Genomic DNA, 21,209 nt, shown 5'->3' with positions numbered 1-21,209 from the left:
AAGCACATCAAGTGGCACCATCTGTAGCGCATTAGCTGATAGCTGATACGCGACACGCTGATAGCTGATAGCTTACGTATTAAGCCGAATCGGTAGCGAAGATTCGTACAATAGTTCCTGAGTTTCAAATAATTCAACAGATTAAGGAGTTTGGCTATGTCCACAGTGGCGGTTGGATCTCTCGAAACCAAAGGCTTTCCTGGTATACTCGCAGCAGCAGATGCTATGGTTAAAGCCGGTAGGGTTACCTTAGTAGGCTACATCAGAGTTGGTAGCGCCCGCTTCAATATCAATATTCGGGGGGATGTTTCGGAAGTAAAAACAGCTATGGATGCCGGTATTGCAGCCGTCGAAAAAGCCCATGGCGCTACCCTGGAATCCTGGGTGATCATTCCTCGTCCCCATGAAAACGTCGAGTGTGTTCTGCCCATTGCCTATACTGAAGCCGTTGAACAGTACCGAGAAGCTGTGGAAAATCCCATCATCGGGCGGGGGAACGGTTTTTCTCGTTAAGCTTTTTGGTTTTAGCTAAGCCCGCACCAAGCCCAGGTCTGACCCGATAGGAGAGCGGTTGTTGAATGCGGGTTGAAGCTACATTTGTGTTAGAACCGGGTTCGGTTAACTATGTCAATCATCATGCTACTAATCCTGATGGTTGCACTTCCACAGCAAGCACTGGCAAATCAACCCGCACTTTCTGAGCTTGGGGCTGTGCTGCTTGCTCTAATACTTCTACCTCAATATTAACTGCCACTAGATAAGAACCAGTTTGATCTGCCACAGCTTGGGCAATCAAACCAGCAAAGTCTGGCCGTTCTGCGGTAATGGGATCTCTTAACGTACACTGCTCCCATTGGTACTCGGCATTGGGATTGATGCTCAGTATATAGTGCTTCTTCATGGGGAAAAACCTTGATTAGGGGTTTATATCAGATCAGCTGACCGTCAACTCACTCTATTTATTATAGTACAAATATACTATTTTAGTCCTGGTCAGTAATCAATCCTATGGTGGTTTGCTGCCATTGAGTCTGCTGTCTCCTGAAAAAACTAGCCAATTTCCGACATCGAACTGAGTTCCTGATCACCCGTTGATGGTAGAAATCTGTAAACTATCTTAAATCTCAGCCAGTTTAATCAGAATTTTGATAAAGGTTTCCCATCCGGTGGCACTTTCTCCAACACGTTAAACTAATCAAAGCTAAACTAAAAAACGTTAACGAAAACACAAAACCTGATGATTGCAACTGCTACTCGGATTAAACACGAAGTTAAAGACCTGTCTCTGGCACCAAAAGGAAAACAGCGGATTGAATGGGCTGGACGGGAGATGCCAGTGCTCAAGCAAATTCGAGACCGCTTTGCCCAAGAAAAGCCTTTGGAAGGAATTCGTTTAGTTGCTTGCTGTCACGTAACCACCGAAACTGCCCATTTAGCGATCGCACTCAAGGCTGCTGGTGCTGATGCTGTCCTGATTGCCAGCAACCCTCTGTCAACCCAAGATGATGCAGCGGCTAGCTTAGTGGTTGATCATGAGATTTCTGTATTTGCCATCAAAGGGGAAGATAACGAAACCTATCACCGCCACGTTGAAATTGCCCTGGATCACAAACCAAACATTATAATCGATGATGGTAGCGATGTTACCGCCACTCTGGTAAAAGAGCGCCAACACCAGCTCGGTGATATCATTGGCACCACCGAAGAAACCACCACTGGCATTGTCCGTCTGCGGGCTATGTTCAATGACGGGGTGTTGACATTCCCGGCAATGAATGTTAATGATGCTGACACCAAACACTTCTTTGACAATCGCTACGGTACTGGTCAATCTACCCTTGATGGTATTATCCGCGCCACCAACGTGTTGCTAGCTGGTAAAAACGTGGTTGTGGTCGGTTATGGCTGGTGTGGCAAAGGCGCAGCACTTCGAGCCCGGGGACTGGGAGCCAATGTCATTGTTACTGAAATTGACCCCACTAAAGCCATTGAAGCTGTAATGGATGGCTTCCGGGTAATGCCGATGGCAGAAGCTGCTCCCTTAGGTGACTTGTTTATCACAGTTACTGGGAACAAGCACGTGATTCGCCCTGAGCATTTCGAGGTGATGAAAGATGGAGCAATGGTGTGCAACTCTGGTCACTTCGATATTGAAATTGACCTCAAGTCCTTAGGGGAAATGGCAACAGAAGTCAAAGAAGTACGGAACTTTACCCAAGAGTACTGTTTGAAAAATGGTAAATCCGTTGTGGTACTGGGTGAAGGACGCCTGATTAACCTGGCAGCAGCTGAAGGTCATCCCAGTGCGGTGATGGACATGAGCTTTGCTAACCAAGCTTTGGCCTGTGAATACCTAGTCAAGAACAAAGGATCCATTGAACCAGGTTTACACTCCATCCCTGAAGCAGTGGATAAGGAAATTGCCCGGTTGAAGTTACAAGCAATGGGCATTAACATTGACACCCTAACCCCAGAGCAAATCGAGTACATGAACTCTTGGACTTCTGGTACCTAAAACGAGGGTAATCCGTTGACGATACCGGTTCAATAATCCTAATCTCCCTTCTCGGGTAATGGGTTATGGGTAACAGGTAATTGGTCATCGGTCATGGGTAATTGGTAGTTGACTATTCCCGACTATCGATTACCCTGACCCAAGAATTCAGTAACTATTTGGGAAGTGATTAAGCCGACTTGAGATTATTGCTCCCTTTGCATAAAATAGCCAAATAATACCAATACCTTTGATGGTAACTTGGGATTAAATATATAGATACCTAAGATCGATATCTGAGTTGGATATAAAGTAATTACTCAGAATTAGCAATTAGGCGGTAAAATAAGGTGTGGGATTAGCTGCAACCCTTTTAAAAACAGGACTTGGCAGAAACTGGGGAGCCAACTATACCTATAAAACTATACCTATAGGGTGGAGTGACTGCGTCAGTCCTGAAGAAGAATAGAAAGTAGGCAAATACCACTTGTGAAAGCCAATTATCGATGATTTTTCGAGATTATGGATGATTTTTCTAAATGGGTTAACTATCTAGGTTATAGCTAAAGGCAAATTATAAAATTATATGGACTCTTGCATAAATCTTTAAAAAGAGGATGATAAATACTATAGCCCGATCGCAAAAATTGACTTTTGCAAGAGGCCTATTCAATGAGTAGGGTGATTGATCATGACTTGGCAACAATCTCCAACCTATCTGGCAGTGCTGACTACTATGCTCTCGGCTGCACTGGTAACTGACTTCACCGCAGCCCAGTTACTGGCACAGTCATACCCACACCATGAAGTTGGTGCACAATTCCCACGACCACCAGAGCGAGGGTCACCGTCTAGAACCCTTGGGGCTGGGACACATATGATTAAATTTCCACCACAAGTACCAGAACGAGGAAAACCGAGAAGAACAGCAGGAGGAGGGTCTCGTAGCTATTCTTGTACTGACAACGGTGATATCCCTTTAACTGCTATCGTGCCAACCAATAATCTGGTCAAAACGGTGGCGGCTAATCCTACACTGTTCTGGTATGTTCCCAAAACTACAGCTACTGTTGCAGAATTTGTGTTAATTGATGACCAGGATCAAGAGGTGTACCTGACCACATTGACCCTGGATAACAGGAAAGACGGTATTGTGCAACTGAGCATACCGAAAACCGTACCTCTGACCATGGGTAAGGAATACAAGTGGTTTTTCGTACTAGTTTGCGATCCTCAAGAGCGTAGCCGAGATCATTGGGTTCAAGGAATACTCCAGCGTACTGAACTTAGTCCGCAATTAGCGCTTAATCTAGATCAGGAGCAAAATACCTTAGAACAAGCCAAACTATATGCTGATGCTCTGATTTGGCAAGAAACTGTGACTACTGTCGCCCAGTTACGGGATTCCCAGCCCCAAGCATGGGTAGATCTGATCAAATCAGTGGGGTTAGAAGCGATCGCTAACAAACCATTTGTCAATTGCTGCACAGCTAGCAATTAATCTTAATTGACACTCCCCCTCCGATAAGAACGGGGATTCTTACTTGGCCGTAGGCCACGCGATCGCGTTCAACGAGCTGTATTGCCTGTTCAGGTCTGAACCAGAAAAGGTAGAGGACAATTCTCTATAAGCGTATTGGATAGCGCGGATCCAGGTTTCGGTGTGCCCCACCGTACCTAAATTATTGAAAACATAGATAGATAGATAGATTTTTTATCTGATTTTTTCATAGACGATCAAGTCGTTAGACTCAATTATGCAACATGCTTATCTCAAAACATGTTTTTTACATTGTCTACTTATTTTTAGATAATATCTACCTAGATTGTTATTAATCTATTATTATAGACATTTATCATAACATGCTCTCGGAAAAGTGTCAATACAAGAAGGTTGTATTATAAAGCCGTCCTTAAAGGACGGGGCTTTAAACCCATTTTTTTGGGTAATGTCAGGGTAAGTGCTAGAAAGATTAGTATATATTAGTATATTAACTTTTATAACTAATCACTACTGAATGGCTAAACTCTCTGTAGAACTACAGCGCTATTTTTTTGAGGAAGAGCGAGAGCCTCAGGTAAGGCTGGCAGATATTTTAACCCTAGCGGGGGAACGTATCTTTGGGTTTCTATTCGTTATCCTATCTCTACCTTCAGCTTTGCCAGTTCCAGCACCGGGTTATTCGATTCCCTTTGCAATTGTGATCTTCTTGTTGGCTATTCAGCTCATCGTTGGTGCCAAACGCCCCTGGCTACCTAAGAAGATGATGAATGGGAAAATGAAATTGGAAACCGTGCAGGGTTTTCTGAAAATAGGACTCCCTTGGTTGCGGCGGATTGAGGCAGTTACCCGTCCTCGCCTAAGCTATATTTGTACAAGTTTGCCTGGTCGGATATTTATGGGGAGTGCGATCGCATTAATGTCAATTTCGATGATGATTCCGATTCCAGGGACAAATACCATTCCAGCTGCGGGAATTTTTATAACTGGTTTTGGCTTAACTGAAGATGATGGCGCAATTAGCCTAGCGGGTTTAGTCCTGTGCCTGATCGGAGCAAGCCTCTCCATCTCAATTATGTTTGCCCTATGGTTTGGTGGCACAAGTCTAGTTGACCAGATTAAGATTTGGTTGGGTCGTTAAACTGATGTGCATCCAGTCCGCGTCGAAGATTTTGTTTGGGTTATAGTAATCACTAATTGGTAACAAACTTCGCTGCAGTTGTCGGTAACTTCGGACAAGGGAACTTCGGCTCAGGCCAAAATAATTGACCCAAACAGTATAATAAAACTACTAAGGCTGCTAGGTCTAATCGATAATCGGTAATAAGTAATCGGTAATAAGTAATCGGTAATGGCTAATCACAATTACCATCTAAACTCGAAGGGGACTCCCGTTATAGCCCAAAGACAAGCGCGGGATACGGGGGGTATAAAGTGCTCCCGCAGGTGACCCACACAGCCCCTTGGGAATTGGGGACTGAAAATGTTGCGTCTCCTTGAAAGTTTTTGCTATAATAGATGTATTATTGTGCTCGTTCCCTTAGCGTCTCCTAGGTCGAAAAGAGCTATGATGACTTGGGCTTTTTATCAGTTCTCTCAAATCCTAGAACACTTGTGTAATCGCTATGGTTCCAAGTTAGTGAGAGTAACAGAGGAATACACCTCTTATACCTGCACAAAATGTTGCACCTGCGTCTAAAAAGTAAAAAGGGATAATATTATATAATAGTATCATCCCTTTTTCCTATTCCATTTAGTTTTTTTGCCAAGTTAATAATTATTAACATAGTGCCATTCTACCTAACTACCTAACTTAGTAGGTATCAAACTAGGTATTAAACCAGAGGACATCTATGGCTCAGTTGGGTTTGGGGAATCCCTACGCTTTTCAGTGCGCTGCTTCTGAGGACCTAAGGGAGTGGAGTTGGTTAAGTTGTCTTCAAGAACCATACGCTGTTCCATCTGACGGAGAAAATAACCAGTCATCATGGCTGAAGCCAGCAATCCAGCTAAATTTTCCCGATCAGTGGTGATTTGAACATTAAAGTTTTCTGATGGCAGCATCCCTACTAGCCCTTGAACGTTCTGAGAGATGATTTGTTGGATTTCAGGGCTAGCAGACTTAGCAATCCTTGCTAAAACATCAGAAGGTTGATTCTGGAGGTATTGCAGCAGTTGGTTCGGTTGAGGCTCTGGTCCTGGGGAACTTAGAAAATCGGGGTTGAATACCATTAGGAATTTTAGGTTTGACCTGCTTCATCTCGACTTTTCTATACTCTAAACGATTGTGAGATAACCTGAATCAGCTTTCGGGGATAAATCTCAGTTTTTTGGGTATAAATTCTGAGTAAAAAAGCTTACTTAAAGAAATCTTGAAGTTTTTGTAACCCTTGGCATAGCTTCTATTGGGGTGGCAGTAGCTGCTGAACTTCAAAGTGTTGATGAAATTTTTCGGTAACTTGTAACCAGTACGAGCGCCCCTCAGTTTGTCTACGTTTCTGGACAAAATCGAGCTCGACCAGTTCCTGGATATGTTGATACGCTCCACTCCCACGAAGGTTGACTAGGTCAGCTTGAGTAATCGGACCTTTAAGAGCGATCGCAGCTAAAGTCCTCAAAGCACCTGTGCCCAATTCAGCAGGAATTAAGTTTTGCAGTAATTCACTAAACGTGGATCGTAACTGTAAGCTATACCCAGCAGGGGTTTCCACAACTTCTAAAGCACTGTCCCGGTGGGCATAGTCTGCCATCAGTTCAATCAGGCCATCCGCAACTTTTTCGCGATCGCATTGGGCATACTCTGAGATTTCCTCTATAGAGACGGGCTGTCCCTTCAAGTATAGAATCGCTTCAATTTGGGTAGCTAGACGAGGCATTGTTTTAATTAGCTTCTAATCCAATTGACGTCCTGTCAATTCAACAAAAATATCTTCCAGGTTGGAGGGACGAACCATCACACCAGTTTTATCGGGTAAACTTTCGAGATAGCCACTCGCAAGTTCCAGAGTCGGAAAAAATTTGTATTCAAAGCGTTCTGAGAGTTGTTTGATCAGTAATCCTTCCCCATGTTGGTGGCGCAACTGTTCAAATGTACCTAATTCGATTAGTTTACCAGAATCCATGATACCGATCCGTCCTGGCTTGCCAGCGCCATAGCGATCGCACAAAAACTCCACTTCTTCCATATAGTGGGTAGTTAGCAATATCGTCATACCTTGGCGATTCAAATCCCGAATAATTTCCCACAGGCGACGGCGGGTTTGGGGGTCTAATCCTACTGTAGGCTCATCCAAAAATAGAATCTTCGGTTGATGTAACAGCGCTCTAGCAATTTGCAACCGACGCTTCATTCCCCCAGACAGAGTTTTCACTAAACTATCCCGTCGGTCTATTAGCTCTACATACTCTAACCACTGATTAATCAGCCGCTTACGCCCAGGATTGGCAATGTGATGCAGCCGTGCGTGGAGTTCCATGTTTTCCCAGACAGTCAGGTCAATATCCACGCTAGTTTGCTGCAAGACCACACCAATATTTTCCTTGACCTGATCTTTTTCTTCTACAACGTCGTAACCCGCTACCTTAATTTGACCCTTGGTCGGTTCAGTTAAGGTAGTTAGCATCCGAATTGTAGTGGATTTACCAGCACCATTCGGACCCAGCAAACCAAATATCTCTCCTGATTCAATGGTAAAGGACAGGTCATTCACGACAGGGACCTTATCGTAGATTTTGTAGATGTTCTGGAGGGAAACAGCTGGGGGCATAGATTCCTTAATATGTATGATATTGATTGACACTCCCCGTCCTAGAAGAACGGGGATTCTTTGATCAACGAGGTCACTTGCTTCTCCAGACCGGAATCAGAAGAAGTAGAGGCGTCCTCTCCTAAAGCGTTGGGATCGATGATCCAGGTTCCGGTGTGCCCCACCGTACCCAAGGCTCTTTTTAGGATATTGATAGCTGCATTATGATCGCGATCTAAAACACATCCACACTTACAGGTGTGAGTCCTAGTTGATAGCGATTTCTTGACAACTTCACAACAGCTGGAACAATTTTGACTAGTATAAGCGGGATTAACTGCTATCGTTTGTCTACCAAACTTTTGTCCAAAATATTCCAGCCATTTCCTAAACTGATACCAACCTGCATCATTAATAGATTTAGCAAGACAATGATTTTTAACTAAATTTCTTACTCTTAAATCTTCGTAAGCAACCACATCGTTAGAGTGGATTACGCAGCGCGCCGGAGACGAAACCTTAGATAGTGGAGCCTTTATGGGTGTTCGGCTTTGCATAAAAGGGTTAAATCTTTTGTAATAAGGCTCCACTATCTTACGGTAACTTCTAACCAGTCTCTTGGCGTGCTCTTCACGCTGCCTACTTATTTTAAGATGTGTCCGGCCTAATTTATTAACGGCTTTCTTACGGTTGGATGAGCCTTTATTTTTGCGAGAAACCCGACGCTGGTAAAACTTCAGTCTTTTTTCGCCTTTACGATAAAACCTAGGATTTGGCTCTACGCCTCCCTTGGAATCGGTATAAAATTCCTTAAGTCCTACGTCTAGCCCAATATTAGTATGATTTGGTTCTAAAGATTCCTTTTCATCAACTTTTATACAGAACTGAACATAGTAACCATCCGCGCGGCGCACTAATCTAACTCGCTTAATTAGCTTCTGTTCGCGTAGCGTCGGCTTTGCCGAATCATAACGCCATAATTCCCAAGTTCCTTTAAGTCTTAGTTTTCCAATACCTTTTTTGTCTAAGAAATCTATTGACTTAGTATCAGGAGACAACTTCCAGCCCGATGTTTTGTATTCAACCGATCTGGAAAATTTCTTGAATTTGGGATATCCCTTTTTGCCAGGAACTTTCTTTTTACATTTATCGTAAAATCTAGCAATTGAGCTATAGGCTCTTTCAACCGAAGCTTGACATGCATGAGAGTTCAAGTCCTTTACAAAAGGATATTCAGCTCTAAGCCACGTATTATGACGATACAGTTCTTTTTGTCCTATACCATTATTGTCGATCCAGTAACGGATGCACTTATTGCGGACAAATTGACCAGTACGGATCGCCTCATCAATCGCGGCATATTGAGTTTTATTCCCTTTGACCTTGAACTCTAAGACTTTCATTTTGACGTTGGACAACTCTACGTAATATTGTAGCACAAAAAAAAGCCGTCCATTGTTCGCGCAGCGTGGCCTACGGCCAAGTTACCGTAAGATAGTGGAGCCTTTATGGTCGGCAGGCTATGCGGATGCATGGTTAAAACTTATTGAATAAGGCTCCACAATAAACAGGTTTCTATCCAGCGAAGGACGGGGCTTGAAACCCAAATTTTTTGGTCAATAGGCTTGAGCTAACCTGCTTCCAGACCACAGGTTATAAGGAAATTATATCATGTCGATATCATTACCCTTAATCAAAAGAGCAGTAATAGCAAATTTACCCACAAATACCACTGTAACCGTGGTATTTATCGATTTTAAGGGTTATATTATTAACCTATTATTATTTTTAAGTGTTAACTTAAAATAATAAAATTAAGTGTTATCATATATAGGAATATCATCAATACGTAGATAAAAAAAATAGGAGCTGTTTATTTGGTTCACTCATCAGCTATCAGCTACAGTTATTGACTTTAATCGTAGAATTTACTATGGCAATATTTAGGATATTAGGTCGGGTAATCGATCCAAAAACCAGTGGCGTCGTTTCAGGATTACGGGTTGAAGCATGGGATAAAGACCTTATTTTCAACAACTTGGTGGGTAGCGCCATCACTGATGACCATGGCAGCTTTGGGATGGAATTCGATGAATCCTATTTTCAAGAACTGTTCTCTGACCAACGACCAGACATTTTTTTCAAAGTATTTTGTGATCAGCAACTGGTCAAAAGCACCGAAGATTCAGTGCTGTGGAATTTAGACATTGACGAGACTGAAGTCTTGATCACTGTAGATAACTATAGCCAATATAACGTTTACCAAAAATATCTCCAAGCTGCTGACGAAGGTGTTGAAGATAATCCCAAACTATTATATCTCGGTATTGATACTTCACCATACAAACAGCAAATTAAAGATTATCCCTCCCACCTGAACCATAAACCCGATGGTAAACATCTCGTGTCTGGAATTAAAGCGGATCATACTTTCAGTCCTTATCCAAATCTGGGGCAACTTCCAGATATTGATCAGCAAGGGTTAGAGTTTCTCCATCAAGACATCAAAGAAGCTTGTATCTGTGTTGGTAGTTTTGTAGAGGAAGAGTTCAAGGTAAAATGGTTGGGACGAAATGCCCTAAGTAATGACGAATTATGGAGTGGTAGTAAGATTATACCGATTATTAATCTAGTGTCTCGCCTTAATAGCAAATCTCCTAATGACGATCTTGATAAGTGTACAATTCGAGGCACAGACCAAGCTGGAAATCAAAGGGATATTCCGGTCTGTGATTTAATCACAGATGTGATTAGTTATGACTACAATACAGCAAGTTCTAATTGCTTAGGGGCAATGTTAAAGCGCTTTGCTCCCCAAATGGACTTAGAAAATTGGCTGAAACAGATTACAGGCAATGATAGCCTGATTTTCCGTGGCCGATATGGGGAAAAACCCTTTATTGAGTACCCCCAGTTGTTTGGTAGCACAACCAAAAGCATAATTCTAACTGCTGACCCTGAACCCCCTCAATGGGAAAGTAATACTATATCGGCTTATGATTTAAATCGGATGATCTCAATGGTGGGTTGGCATAATTACATACCGGAACCATGCCAGCTACCGGGAGTTAAGTGGGATAGTCTCGAAAGTATCATCAGAGCAATGGGGAACGATCCAGCTCGGTTAGTTGATTTAGCTATTAAAGAGTTGGGTTTGTTGAATGTGATTGACTCAACAGTGATTATATCAAAACTCGGCAACGGAGTTACCAGTATTAGGAACAGAACCGAAGCGGTTTATGTCGCGCTAGTTAAATTAGTTAAGCCTAGTCTTGACGATTCCCTCAAGCCAGCTAAATTGATTACCTTCAGTATGGCGCTACGGGGAGCAAAGGTGCTTGAACCAAGAGATGTCAATCGTGAAGCGGTGGAACTTGATGCCAGAATAGCAACAGAAGTGACAGAGATTTTGCGCAGAGCGGTGATGGGTGAATTGGTTTGAATCTAGTGTCAATTGGGTGAAGTACATAATTTTGGGATTTTAGGGAACAGGGAACAGGGAACAGGGAACAGGGAACAGTGAAGAGATAATCGGGAACAGTGAACAGGGAAAAAATCCTGTGTACCTCATAAGTAGGCAAAAGGTTATATCCCTCTTCTGTCACTTTGATCAATCTTCACCCTAAGTGTCCGGTTACTGTCTAAAGTCCAAGTAAATGTAAGTAGTTATATCAAGTCCGGTTAATCAACTCCCAAGTAGTCTCTGGATTGGTAGTAATCGGTAATCGTAAGCCTTCAGCGGTCAGCGGTAAGTGGTCAGTGGTCAGCCGTTGGCCAATGGCCACTCAAGTAGCACCATCTGTAGTGCATTAGCTGATAGCTGATAGCTGATAGCTGATAGCTGATAGCTGATAGCTGATAGCTGATAGCTGATAGCTGATAGCTGATAGCTGATAGCTGATAGCTGATAGCTGATAGCTTACCAATTATCTATTACCTGTTACGCCAGAAGGGATATCATGATTAGTCAACCGGACTTGATATTAGATCATGGCCAGAAAAGTTTTATGCTTGGTTTTTTTAGGGTCGGGTTTAGACAAAACGTGATTAATCTGTAGTCATTAATCGTAGGGTGGGCAGTGTCTACAAAGGCGAAAAGCCCAGCTTATCTTATCTGTCTGACACTGCCCACCTGACATGAACTCTACCAGCCAGGGACTTTTCAAAACCCTTCTTAGCAGAAGATAAATTGAAAACCGTGTGGGTACAAAAACCTAAAGAAAAAAAGTATAGATTCTCCTCTAACTACTACAAGATTTTCTTGGATATCCAAAGACGATGTGACTTTCAAATTTCTTTTTCAAACTTGCTTTTGTACGTTTTCTTTGTTCTGCAATATACTATCCCTATTTTTTTAGCGGCTATCGGAGGTATTACGGCAGGTAATGACTTATTGGTCTCGTTTATTCAAGAATTTGTTTCTGATGAACAAGCCGAAAATATCGTCAATTTTTTTATATTTGTTATTAGTCTATTAGGAACATTGTTCGGTACCATAAGTGCCACAACTAACCCTTCGGAAAGCTATGATAATGCAGCAGCGTTTAATAACAAATTTTCTGAGTTTAAGATTAATTTAGCGATAGATATGAGAAATCTTGAACTTACCAATGCTATGGAAGAAGAGTACCTGCAGCTTCTGAAGGAAAAAAATGCTAATCTTTCCGAATTGATTGAGGAATATAATCAGAAACGGTCGATCGATAAGAATCAAGTAAGCGGAGTAGAGTGATTAGTTGCTTACGATCCTCAGTGTCCAAATTGATCATGATCTACTAGTCTGTGATTACTTTGTTCCAGTTTTACACAAGTCTTTGAGGAATGCGATCGCGTAGCGTGACCGTAGGTCAATCGCATTTCCTAGAGATATATTGCGTTCGTGCAGCGTCGGGCTTTGGCCGAATCGCAAAACAACAAACCCAGCAACATCCCATACTCTGTGTTAACTCTGTGACCCACTGACCCACTACTGTACCACACGACCCAATCCCACTTGCTCCAGCAGAGCGATAAAATCTGCTCGAATCGAGGAGTCATTGGGATTAGCAGCTTGAGCCTGGTAAAGGGCATCAAGGGCATCAAACCAAGCCCCTGCTTCGGCATAGATGATTGCTTGTTGATGCAGTAACTCAGAGGTGGAGCTGTTGGTATTTGCAGCAACTGCTGCTAGCTTTTGCTCTAATTCTGGGGGTGGTGATACCCGCTCAATCCAGCTCCTATAATAGGAAGTCTTAGGCGGGTTTTCGCGATCGCATTCTAGGGTAACAGACCACATGTATATCTTCCTGTTTTCTTCCTCTAGTCCTGGTGGGTTTGCAATCAGTTCTGGACTGTTTTCCGGAAGTTCTACTGAGATCATCCCTACCTGACCTGAGTCAATCCTTTTCTCAAATATTGTCTGGTTTTCTACTGTGTCCACCAAGGTAAATACTATTGGTACGTCTACAGGCTCGGACAAATACCATAAAAATCTAGGATGACCAGATATCGTCTGTGCAGCTACTTTCTGTGAGGGAATTAACAGCGTCACCAATTCACGGGGTAACTGCTCATACCAGCCTCGTGAACCAGACCCATTACTCTTTCGAGGAGCGCTATCGGTTGGTGGAATAAATCGTAAGCGTGAGCCGTTGGCTGAACTATTTTGGGAACTATTTTGGGTTTCAGATGAGTTATTATTAGAATCGGCAACGTGACCGTTGACAGATTGTAAACCTTGAGAATAGCTTGGTTGAGGGGTGAGTGCGCAAAACAGCAGTACAATCAAGATTGATGTTGTACGTGCCAATAAATTAATAAAGTTAGCGGTAGTTTTCATAAGTTTATTAAATTATTAAACTATAATAGACATTTACAAGAATTAGCCTTAACCCTTAGAGGATATCTGAAAAGTTTTTTGATCCTGAATTTTGCCCCCCTGACCCCCCAACTTTGGGGGAAACAAGAGTCAATTTGCTTCTAAAAGTCCCCCAGAATTGGGGGACCAACGGGGGCTTGGATGTAGCAAATGAGACTTCTCAGACAACCTCTTAGTCAAGCCTGAGTTTAAGCTGAATTTTTTCAGAGATTTGACACTCCCCGGTCGCGCATACGCGGGGATTATTGGTTCAACGACTCGACTTGCCCATGACTTGTTTGCACCAGCCACAGTAGAGGCCAAATCTCCCCAAGCGTTTGGGTCGTTTAAGACCAGAGTTCCGACATGCCCTGCCGTACTTAAGGCTCTTTCTAGGATGTTGATTGCAGCGTTGTGGTCTCTGTCGAGAGAACAAGCACACTGACAAACATGGGTTCTAGTTGATAGAGATTTTTTAACTACTTCACCACAATTAGAACAATTTCGACTAGTGCAGAGCCTTGGGTGCATGTCAGTTTTGTTAATCCCTGATTTAGATCCCCCGTTTCCCTTAATAAGGGGGACTTTTGAATCTAATTCCCCCCTTTTTTAAGGGGGGCTAGGGGGGATCTATTTACCTAATTACAAAGGTGACATGCTCCCCAGAGCCTTTCTTTTTTCGAGAAACTCGACGTTGATAGAACTTTAGACGCTTTTCCCCTTTTCGATAAAACCTAGGTAAGGGTACAGTATTGCTATTCGGTGTTGCTGGAACAGACTCATTGATATCGATCTGAAGGCAAAACTGAACATATAGCACTACCCATTAAAGTTAGGACATGGCTAAAAGCTGAAAACCTGTTGTAGTAAACTTTTGTCTTCTGACTTGTGACTTCTGACTTGCGCGTAGCGCTATAGTAACCATCGGCTCGACGGACTATCCTAACCCTCTTAATTAGCTTTTTGTCAAAGCGCCAGAAATTCCATGTTCCTTTGAGTTTGAGTTTTCCAATCCCTTTTTTGTCACTAAAAATGATTGACTTTTTATCTGGACATAATTTCCATCCAGAAGTCTTTTATTCAACTGATTGACAATGTTTTTTGAATCTAGGAAAACCTTTCTTTCCGGAAACTTTTTTCTTACAGTTTTCGTATAAACGGGCAATTGATGACCGGAGATGAAACCTTAGAATAGTGGAGCCTTTATAGGCGATAGGCTATGCAGATGCATGGTTAAAACTCATGAAATAAGGCTCCACTATTCTTACGGTAACTTCTAACCATGCTCGTTCAGCACTGGCGAGGGGGACCATAGAGTTCAATTCATTGGCAAACGGGAACTGATGAGCTAAGACAGTGCAATATTTGTTGAGGTCTAATTTCCCAACACCTTTATTGTCCATCCAATAGCGAATACAGCTATTGCGAACAATTTTAGCTGTTATCATCGCTTCTTCTATTGCTAAATATTGCTTTTGTTTGCCAATTGCCTTGAACTGTAAAACAATCATTAGTATCGACCTTTAACTACTAAAGTAGTCTACACTACACAAAGTAAAATTTCCGGAAATAGAAAAATATTTTTCTTACGGCGCGTCAAGCCGCTGTTAGCCTTCATCCCCGGTGATTAGACAGGGGGTTTTCGGCTTTGGGGGATTTTTATAATTTTTTGGTGCCATGGGTTTCTAATCTCAAATCCCGCTGACTAGTTTGCCTGTGGGAGGGACGCAATCAAAGGTTTACGCAGCCATGGATACAGGGTTTTTCGAACGTAAGCATTCAGCCGTCAGCCGTCAGCCGTGAGCTTTTAGCTCACGCTACTTGAGGTGCCGTCAGCCGTCAGCTGACGTAACAGAGATTAAAGCAATGCTTACTTGTTTTATTCAAAAGCACCTCAAGTAGCGTGCGTGGCACAGGCTTTGGCCTTGGCCGTTGGCCACGCTACGCGAATGGCCACGCTGTGCGAACGACGCTGAGAGGTAGCGCATTAGCTGATAGCTGATAGCTGATAGCTATTAGCTGATAGCTGATAGCTGATAGCTGATAGCTGATAGCTGAATACTTACTTTCGAACAGCGATTAACCGGAGTTTCAATCAGATCAAATTGCCTGTACCAAGGTAACTTTTTATACCCGTAACCCTTGACCGAACTCAAGGGTTACTCAATTAGACTTCACAGAACTTAGGATCAATTCCTGATTACTGACTCGTAGAGAGATTTTAGTTTTGCTGATATCTCCGGAGGGACAGCAGTTAACCGGATGTAAAAACTTCCCGGTTCTGCTGTTTTTTCTAAAACCTTGGCGTAGATATCCTCACTGGGTTGGTTCACATTATCTGGATCGAGTAAGTTGAGCTTAATATTACTTAGTGGCTCAGGGATAGCAGAGATTTCGCTGCTGTTAGCACGAAGCTTAGCTCCCTTACTTGAAATCTCTACTAAACGCCCAGTGTAGACCGAATTACTGATATGCTTTCCATCTAGAAAAGCATAATTAAATTGTAGATCAATTTTTTGGTTAACGTCGAAAAATGTTTCTTGCTGTTTGGGTAAAAATAGGTTATAATTATGCCCAATCCCACCCACTTCATAGATAGTAATTGGCTGTTTAATTCCCTTGGGTTTTACCTGTTTTTGACCGTCAATTCTTAAAAATTCGCCAGTTTCTTCCAAAGTGGAAGGAGAAATCATAACTTGACCACCAGTTGTATAAGATTCGATCCGGTAAGTCAGGTTGACAGCGCTGCCAATGACACTATATTTGGTGCGTTTTTCGGAACCAATATTCCCAAGCACAACCACACCGGTATTGATACCGATGCCCATTTCCAGTTTTGGATAGCCCAACTGCTCGATTTCTTCATTGACACTGGTCATGGCTAACTGCATCGCTACTGCACAAGCCACTGCTCTGTGGGCATCATCCTCTTGGAGGGTGGGAGCACCAAAAAGCACTAAAATCCCATCCCCGATCAACTCGTCGATAGTTCCTTGATAAGCAGTAATCACATCCGCCATGTGACCCAAATAGATGTTTAGGATTTTGACTACCTCTTGGGGATGTAACCGTTCTGAAATTGCAGTGAAGCCTCTTAAATCAGAGGTCAAGATGGTGATTTTCCGGCTTTCACCCCCGAGTTTTTGTTTGTCTGGGTTCTCCAGCAAATCCGCCACCAATTGGTCAGTTAGGTAACGTCCAAAAGTTTGACGAATCTCTTTAGCAGTGCTAGCAACGTAAGAAGCTGTGATGGCAACTGCAGACCCACTTAAGGCTAACAATGGCGGTATCACCGGGAGCCACCAACCCCCCAAAAATGCTCCATAGGTACTTCCGAATAATGCCCCTGTAGCGACCACGGTAATCGCAATTCTCCTCAATGACAGCCCTCCGAGACCCCCAAGATAGCGCCATTTCCAAGTTAGAGTGGCACCGACTATAGACCAGCCTACAATCCACAGGATTTCCACAGGCTCAGACCAGGTTTTGAGCAAGGGACGACCATCTTCTACAGCACTAATAATTTGGCTGACCATGTTAGCTTGGACTTCCACCCCAGCCGTTGACTCCCGGATGGTAGTGTCATTACTGTAGGGGGTGTAGAAAAAGTCATTTAAACTAACCGCAGTTGCACCAATTAAAACGATGGAATCATTGATCAAGTGATCTGGAATGTTATCTTCCAAAACGTCGGTCATGGTTACCATGCGGAAGGTTCCCGCTGGTCCGCGATAGTTCAAGAAAATCTGGTAACCGCCATGATCGATTCCCACATAACCACCGTCATTGCTGGCCAAAGGGCGAAACATGGCCTTGCCCCACTGGAAAATTCTGGGATCTTGCTGTAATGGTTCAGGAAAAAGGTTTTTTGACTCTAGATAAATCCCCGCTAGGAGCATACTAAAGGAGGGCTGTAGGCGATCATTTACCTTCAGAGAAAGTAAGCTGCGCCGCAGGATACCATCCGTATCGTTTACGACATTATTGGCACCCACTAGACCACGTTCACTGAGAATCCGTGGAGGAGGCACCGCATTGTTAGGGTTTTGTTGATCGATGTATTCGATAGCAACTAAGTTAGGTGTGGTTTCAAACACCCTGAGTAAGTCAGCATGACCAGGTTCAACCGGAAAATCCCGATACAGGTCAAGACCAATGGCTGCAGGGTTTTGAGCGTTGATTTTCTCTAAAACTTGGGCAAGCATCCGATCAGTGATTGGCCACCGTCCAGCACGCTTTAAATCTGCCTCAGTCATAGCCACAATCACAATCCGTTCATCCGTAGGTTCCTTCGGACGCCAACAAAAGTATTGGTCGAGAGCAGCTAGTTCGTAAGGCTGTAACCAGCCGAGTAGCCTGAAAGCGATCGCAATTCCAGCCACCACCGGTGTAGTAATTAGAACACCGCGCCATTCCCATAGTTGTTGTTTTAGTGGTTGCCACATATAGCAGTTTTAAATTAGGTGAGGTATAGCAGAAGTCAGAAGTCAGAAGTCAAACTCTTGCGCTTCTTGATGCAATAGCGAGTGGGGGAAACCACGGCAGTCGCTCATGGGGGGAACCCCCAAGACCGCGCTGCCTCCCCAAGACCGTAATGGTGCGCTTTCCGTTGGCGAATTAAATTCGCCACGGGTCGCACCTCTGCATCGCTTACAAAGGGTGTGAGACTTTTGTCATGTCCTAACTGCCCTGGCGACTGCTGTACTTTCGTTCTGGGTTTTAGGGACTTCGGAGCAGGGACTTCGGAGCAGGGACTTCGGAGCAGGGACTTCGGAGCAGGGCAGAAACTTCAGATGTACCTCACGCTTACTAGGAAACTATTATTACGGTTGAACCCTTACTGGACTAACTACAAAGCTCTGTCTTAGCTTTGGGTCGATTCACCCTCCCCACACTTCCGGGAGTGATAGATTTACATCAAAAAACTGATAGCTGATAGCTGATAGCTGATGTTGACAATGTCCTATCCCATTTTAACAACTTTCTCAGGGTTATCTCATCCTTTTCAAAGACTCAGTTAAGTTAGATTAAATACCTTAAATAATAATTAAATAGAGTGGAATTAAACCAACACTGTTTTAGTTTAATTCTGTCTACGGACTTACGAGTCAGTTCTGATATTCGGGAGAGTTCTGTGATGAAAGATATCAAAAAAACCGTAATGGTGAGCGCTGCCTTGACTAGTGTCTTGGCTCTAGGTTTAGGTGTAGCATCTGAAAACGCCTTGGCCGGTAAGGAAGGAATGGAAAAATGTGCTGGTATCGTTAAGGCGGGTAGGAACGATTGTGGCACCAGCAAGCATGATTGCAGCGCGCAGGCTACGGTAGATAGCGATCCCGAAGAGTGGATCTACGTTCCTGAAGGCACTTGCGACAAGATTGTTGGTGGAACTATTGTACCACCAAAAACCTCCAGCCAGGAAACTGAAAAGCCAACTGAGAGTGCCCAAGCCAATTAAACAAAGCTATCAGCAGGCTGCGCACTCAGCTATCAGCTTATGAATCATGGCTGAGTAGTGTTATGTACACCGATCCCCCCTAACCCCCCTTAAGAAAGGGGGGAATTAGATTCAGTTGAGTAGTGTTATGTATACCGATCCCTTAAGAAAGGGGGGAATTAGATTCAGCTGAGTAGTGTTATGTATACAGAACCCTTAATAAAGGGGGGAATTAGATTCAGTTGAGTAGTGTTATGTACATAGATCCCTTAAGAAAGGGGGGAATTAGATTCAGTTGAGTAGTGTTATGTATACCGATCCCCCCTAACCCCCCTTAAGAAAGGGGGGAATTAGATTCAGCTAAGTAGTGTTATGTATACCGATCCCCCCTAACCCCCCTTAAGAAAGGGGGGAATTAGATTCAGCTGAGTAGTGTTATGTATACCGATCCCCCCTAACCCCCCTTAAGAAAGGGGGGAATTAGATTCAGCTGAGTAGTGTTATGTATACCGATCCCCCCTAACCCCCCTTAAGAAAGGGGGGAATTAGATTCAGTTGAGTAGTGTTATGTATACAGAACCCTTAAGAAAGGGGGGAATTAGATTCAGCTGAGTAGTGTTATGTATACAGAACCCTTAATAAAGGGGGGAATTAGATTCAGCTGAGTAGTGTTATGTATACAGAACCCTTAATAAAGGGGGGAATTAGATTCAGCTGAGTAGTGTTATGTATACAGAACCCTTAATAAAGGGGGGAATTAGATTCAGCTGAGTAGTGTTATGTATACAGAACCCTTAATAAAGGGGGGAATTAGATTCAGCTGAGTAGTGTTATGTATACCGATCCCCCCTAACCCCCCTTAAGAAAGGGGGGAATTAGATTCAGTTGAGTAGTGTTATGTATACCGATCCCCCCTAACCCCCCTTAAGAAAGGGGGGAATTAGATTCAGCTAAGTAGTGTTATGTATACAGAACCCCCCTAACCCCCCTTAAGAAAGGGGGGAATTAGATTCAGCTAAGTAGTGTTATGTATACAGAACCCCCCTAACCCCCCTTAAGAAAGGGGGGAATTAGATTCAGCTGAGTAGTGTTATGTATACAGAACCCCCCTAACCCCCCTTAAGAAAGGGGGGAATTAGAGTCAACTCACCACTACCATGGATAAATCCTGAAAATAATGCCATGACAATAATGCTATGACAACTCACGTTCCTTCAGCTTCAATTAAGGGTGCTGGCATCGGTTTACGCTCTGCCCATTATCAAGATATCCTTACTCATAAACATACTATACCTTGGTTTGAGGTATTATTAGATAATTATTTAAATTATCAGGGTTTACCACTCCACTATTTAGAAAAAGTCCGCCAAAACTATCCCGTTACTTTGCATGGCGTTGGTATGTCTTTGGGGTCAACAGACCCTTTAGATTTAGAGTATTTGACAAATTTAAAAGAGTTAGCCCAGCAGATTGAACCAGCATACATTTCCGATCACCTATCCTGGATTTCCGTTTCTGGTCACTATCTTAACGATTTAATTCCTCTTCCTTATACCGAAGCAGTGATGGAACATGTAGCCCAACGGATCTTGCAAGCTCAGGAATTTCTAGGTTGTCGGATTTTGATCGAAAACCCATCGGCTTATGTGAGCTTCACAGATTCAACCATGCCAGAATGGGTATTTATTCAACAATTGTTAGAAAAAGCAGATTGTTACTTGCTGCTAGATGTCAACAATCTTTATGTCACTGCTACTAATCAGGGATTTGACCCCCTTGATTATTTGAATACAATACCAGCAACCAGGGTCAAACAAATTCATTTAGCAGGGTATGAAGAACGGGAAGATTATCTATATGATACCCACGGTTATCCCGTTCATCCTCCAGTGTGGCAATTGTATCAAGCAACATTAGAGCGCTTTGGTCCGGTGCCTACTCTGATTGAATGGGATACTGATATCCCAGCTTTTGAGGTATTAATGACCCAAGCTAGTAAAGCTCAGGACTATTTAGATAAGCATTCAGCCGTCAGCCGTCAGCCGTCAGCCCTTGGCCACAGGCCGATTAGCTGATAGCTGATAGCTGATAGCTGATAGCTGATAGCTGATAGCTGATAGCTGATAGCTGATAGCTGATAGCTGATAGCTGATAGCTGATAGCTGATAGCTGATAGCTGATAGCTGATAGCTGAT

Annotated in this window: 17 protein-coding genes and 3 pseudogenes; 9 read left to right on the top strand and 11 right to left on the bottom strand. The window is 43.2% G+C overall.

Annotation, left to right across the window (positions count from 1 at the left end; all coding sequences use genetic code 11):
• The first annotated feature begins 156 nt into the window (after positions 1 to 156).
• Entirely contained in the window at positions 157 to 513 is a 357-nt protein-coding gene (locus F6K64_RS29380; RefSeq protein WP_008181384.1) for a carbon dioxide-concentrating mechanism protein CcmK, read from the top strand.
• A 121-nt stretch (positions 514 to 634) separates the two neighbouring features.
• Here the strand turns inward: F6K64_RS29380 and F6K64_RS29375 are convergent, their stop codons facing one another.
• Positions 635 to 901, bottom strand: coding sequence for a hypothetical protein (locus tag F6K64_RS29375; protein ID WP_008181385.1), 267 nt, complete (start codon positions 899 to 901; stop codon positions 635 to 637).
• Positions 902 to 1,237: 336 nt separating this feature from the next.
• On the opposite strand from F6K64_RS29375, the gene ahcY reads away from it, so the two are divergent.
• The 4 genes from ahcY to F6K64_RS39160 all read left to right on the top strand — a co-directional run bounded on the left by ahcY (position 1,238) and on the right by F6K64_RS39160 (position 5,694).
• The gene (gene ahcY / locus F6K64_RS29370; RefSeq protein ID WP_008181386.1) at positions 1,238 to 2,515 is read left to right on the top strand and encodes an adenosylhomocysteinase; all 1,278 of its coding nucleotides are present in this window, start codon (positions 1,238 to 1,240) and stop codon (positions 2,513 to 2,515) included.
• Positions 2,516 to 3,185: 670 nt separating this feature from the next.
• Positions 3,186 to 3,995: a DUF928 domain-containing protein gene (locus tag F6K64_RS29365; RefSeq protein WP_008181387.1), complete on the top strand. Its 810-nt coding sequence runs from the start codon at positions 3,186 to 3,188 to the stop codon at positions 3,993 to 3,995.
• A gap of 517 nt (positions 3,996 to 4,512) precedes the next feature.
• Positions 4,513 to 5,136, top strand: a complete 624-nt coding sequence (locus tag F6K64_RS29360; RefSeq protein WP_008181389.1) for an exopolysaccharide biosynthesis protein — start codon at positions 4,513 to 4,515, stop codon at positions 5,134 to 5,136.
• A gap of 342 nt (positions 5,137 to 5,478) precedes the next feature.
• Positions 5,479 to 5,694 (top strand): zinc ribbon domain-containing protein, encoded by a 216-nt coding sequence (locus tag F6K64_RS39160; RefSeq protein ID WP_502707973.1) that lies wholly within the window; start codon positions 5,479 to 5,481, stop codon positions 5,692 to 5,694.
• A 152-nt stretch (positions 5,695 to 5,846) separates the two neighbouring features.
• Here F6K64_RS39160 and F6K64_RS29355 read toward each other — a convergent pair whose 3' ends face one another.
• The 4 genes from F6K64_RS29355 to F6K64_RS29340 all read right to left on the bottom strand — a co-directional run bounded on the left by F6K64_RS29355 (position 5,847) and on the right by F6K64_RS29340 (position 9,144).
• Positions 5,847 to 6,227, bottom strand: coding sequence for a DUF760 domain-containing protein (locus F6K64_RS29355; RefSeq protein WP_008181391.1), 381 nt, complete (start codon positions 6,225 to 6,227; stop codon positions 5,847 to 5,849).
• Between the two features lie 170 nt (positions 6,228 to 6,397).
• Positions 6,398 to 6,871: an SMC-Scp complex subunit ScpB gene (scpB, locus tag F6K64_RS29350; RefSeq protein ID WP_008181392.1), complete on the bottom strand. Its 474-nt coding sequence runs from the start codon at positions 6,869 to 6,871 to the stop codon at positions 6,398 to 6,400.
• Positions 6,872 to 6,886: 15 nt separating this feature from the next.
• Complete coding sequence (locus tag F6K64_RS29345) at positions 6,887 to 7,762, bottom strand: ABC transporter ATP-binding protein (RefSeq protein WP_008181394.1); 876 nt, start codon at positions 7,760 to 7,762, stop codon at positions 6,887 to 6,889.
• 41 nt (positions 7,763 to 7,803) lie between these two features.
• The gene (locus F6K64_RS29340) at positions 7,804 to 9,144 is read right to left on the bottom strand and encodes an RNA-guided endonuclease InsQ/TnpB family protein (protein ID WP_008181397.1); all 1,341 of its coding nucleotides are present in this window, start codon (positions 9,142 to 9,144) and stop codon (positions 7,804 to 7,806) included.
• Between the two features lie 530 nt (positions 9,145 to 9,674).
• Between F6K64_RS29340 and F6K64_RS29335 the strand changes: the two genes are divergently transcribed.
• Both F6K64_RS29335 and F6K64_RS29330 read left to right on the top strand, forming a co-directional pair.
• The gene (locus tag F6K64_RS29335; protein ID WP_008181399.1) at positions 9,675 to 11,183 is read left to right on the top strand and encodes a hypothetical protein; all 1,509 of its coding nucleotides are present in this window, start codon (positions 9,675 to 9,677) and stop codon (positions 11,181 to 11,183) included.
• A 747-nt stretch (positions 11,184 to 11,930) separates the two neighbouring features.
• On the top strand, positions 11,931 to 12,473 hold the full coding sequence (locus F6K64_RS29330) for a hypothetical protein (protein ID WP_044492420.1): 543 nt from the start codon (positions 11,931 to 11,933) through the stop codon (positions 12,471 to 12,473).
• 54 nt (positions 12,474 to 12,527) lie between these two features.
• Here the strand turns inward: F6K64_RS29330 and F6K64_RS29325 are convergent, their stop codons facing one another.
• The 6 genes and pseudogenes from F6K64_RS29325 to F6K64_RS29295 all read right to left on the bottom strand — a co-directional run bounded on the left by F6K64_RS29325 (position 12,528) and on the right by F6K64_RS29295 (position 18,022).
• Complete coding sequence (locus tag F6K64_RS29325) at positions 12,528 to 12,650, bottom strand: hypothetical protein (protein ID WP_267871999.1); 123 nt, start codon at positions 12,648 to 12,650, stop codon at positions 12,528 to 12,530.
• Positions 12,651 to 12,707: 57 nt separating this feature from the next.
• On the bottom strand, positions 12,708 to 13,559 hold the full coding sequence (locus F6K64_RS29320) for a DUF928 domain-containing protein (RefSeq protein ID WP_008181405.1): 852 nt from the start codon (positions 13,557 to 13,559) through the stop codon (positions 12,708 to 12,710).
• Positions 13,560 to 13,688: 129 nt separating this feature from the next.
• Positions 13,689 to 14,328: pseudogene (locus F6K64_RS39155) on the bottom strand (zinc ribbon domain-containing protein); the annotation flags it as partial.
• 166 nt (positions 14,329 to 14,494) lie between these two features.
• Positions 14,495 to 14,749 (bottom strand): annotated as a pseudogene (locus F6K64_RS29305) (RNA-guided endonuclease InsQ/TnpB family protein); the annotation flags it as partial.
• Positions 14,750 to 14,857: 108 nt separating this feature from the next.
• A pseudogene (locus F6K64_RS29300) lies at positions 14,858 to 15,088 on the bottom strand (transposase); the annotation flags it as partial.
• Between the two features lie 678 nt (positions 15,089 to 15,766).
• A complete protein-coding gene (locus tag F6K64_RS29295; RefSeq protein WP_008181409.1) occupies positions 15,767 to 18,022 on the bottom strand; it encodes a CHASE2 domain-containing protein in 2,256 nt (751 codons plus the stop codon).
• A gap of 611 nt (positions 18,023 to 18,633) precedes the next feature.
• On the opposite strand from F6K64_RS29295, the gene F6K64_RS29290 reads away from it, so the two are divergent.
• The gene (locus F6K64_RS29290) at positions 18,634 to 19,035 is read left to right on the top strand and encodes a BufA1 family periplasmic bufferin-type metallophore (RefSeq protein WP_008181410.1); all 402 of its coding nucleotides are present in this window, start codon (positions 18,634 to 18,636) and stop codon (positions 19,033 to 19,035) included.
• Positions 19,036 to 20,210: 1,175 nt separating this feature from the next.
• Positions 20,211 to 21,089 carry an MNIO family bufferin maturase gene (gene bufB, locus F6K64_RS29285; protein WP_287267194.1) on the top strand — a complete coding sequence of 293 codons (879 nt, stop codon included), beginning with the start codon at positions 20,211 to 20,213 and terminating at the stop codon, positions 21,087 to 21,089.
• The last annotated feature ends 120 nt before the right edge of the window (positions 21,090 to 21,209 follow it).

This window comes from Moorena sp. SIO3A2, assembly GCF_010672265.1.
In the GTDB taxonomy this organism is placed as follows: Bacteria; Cyanobacteriota; Cyanobacteriia; order Cyanobacteriales; family Coleofasciculaceae; genus Moorena; species Moorena producens.
This window is presented reverse-complemented; position numbering and strand designations above follow the sequence as displayed.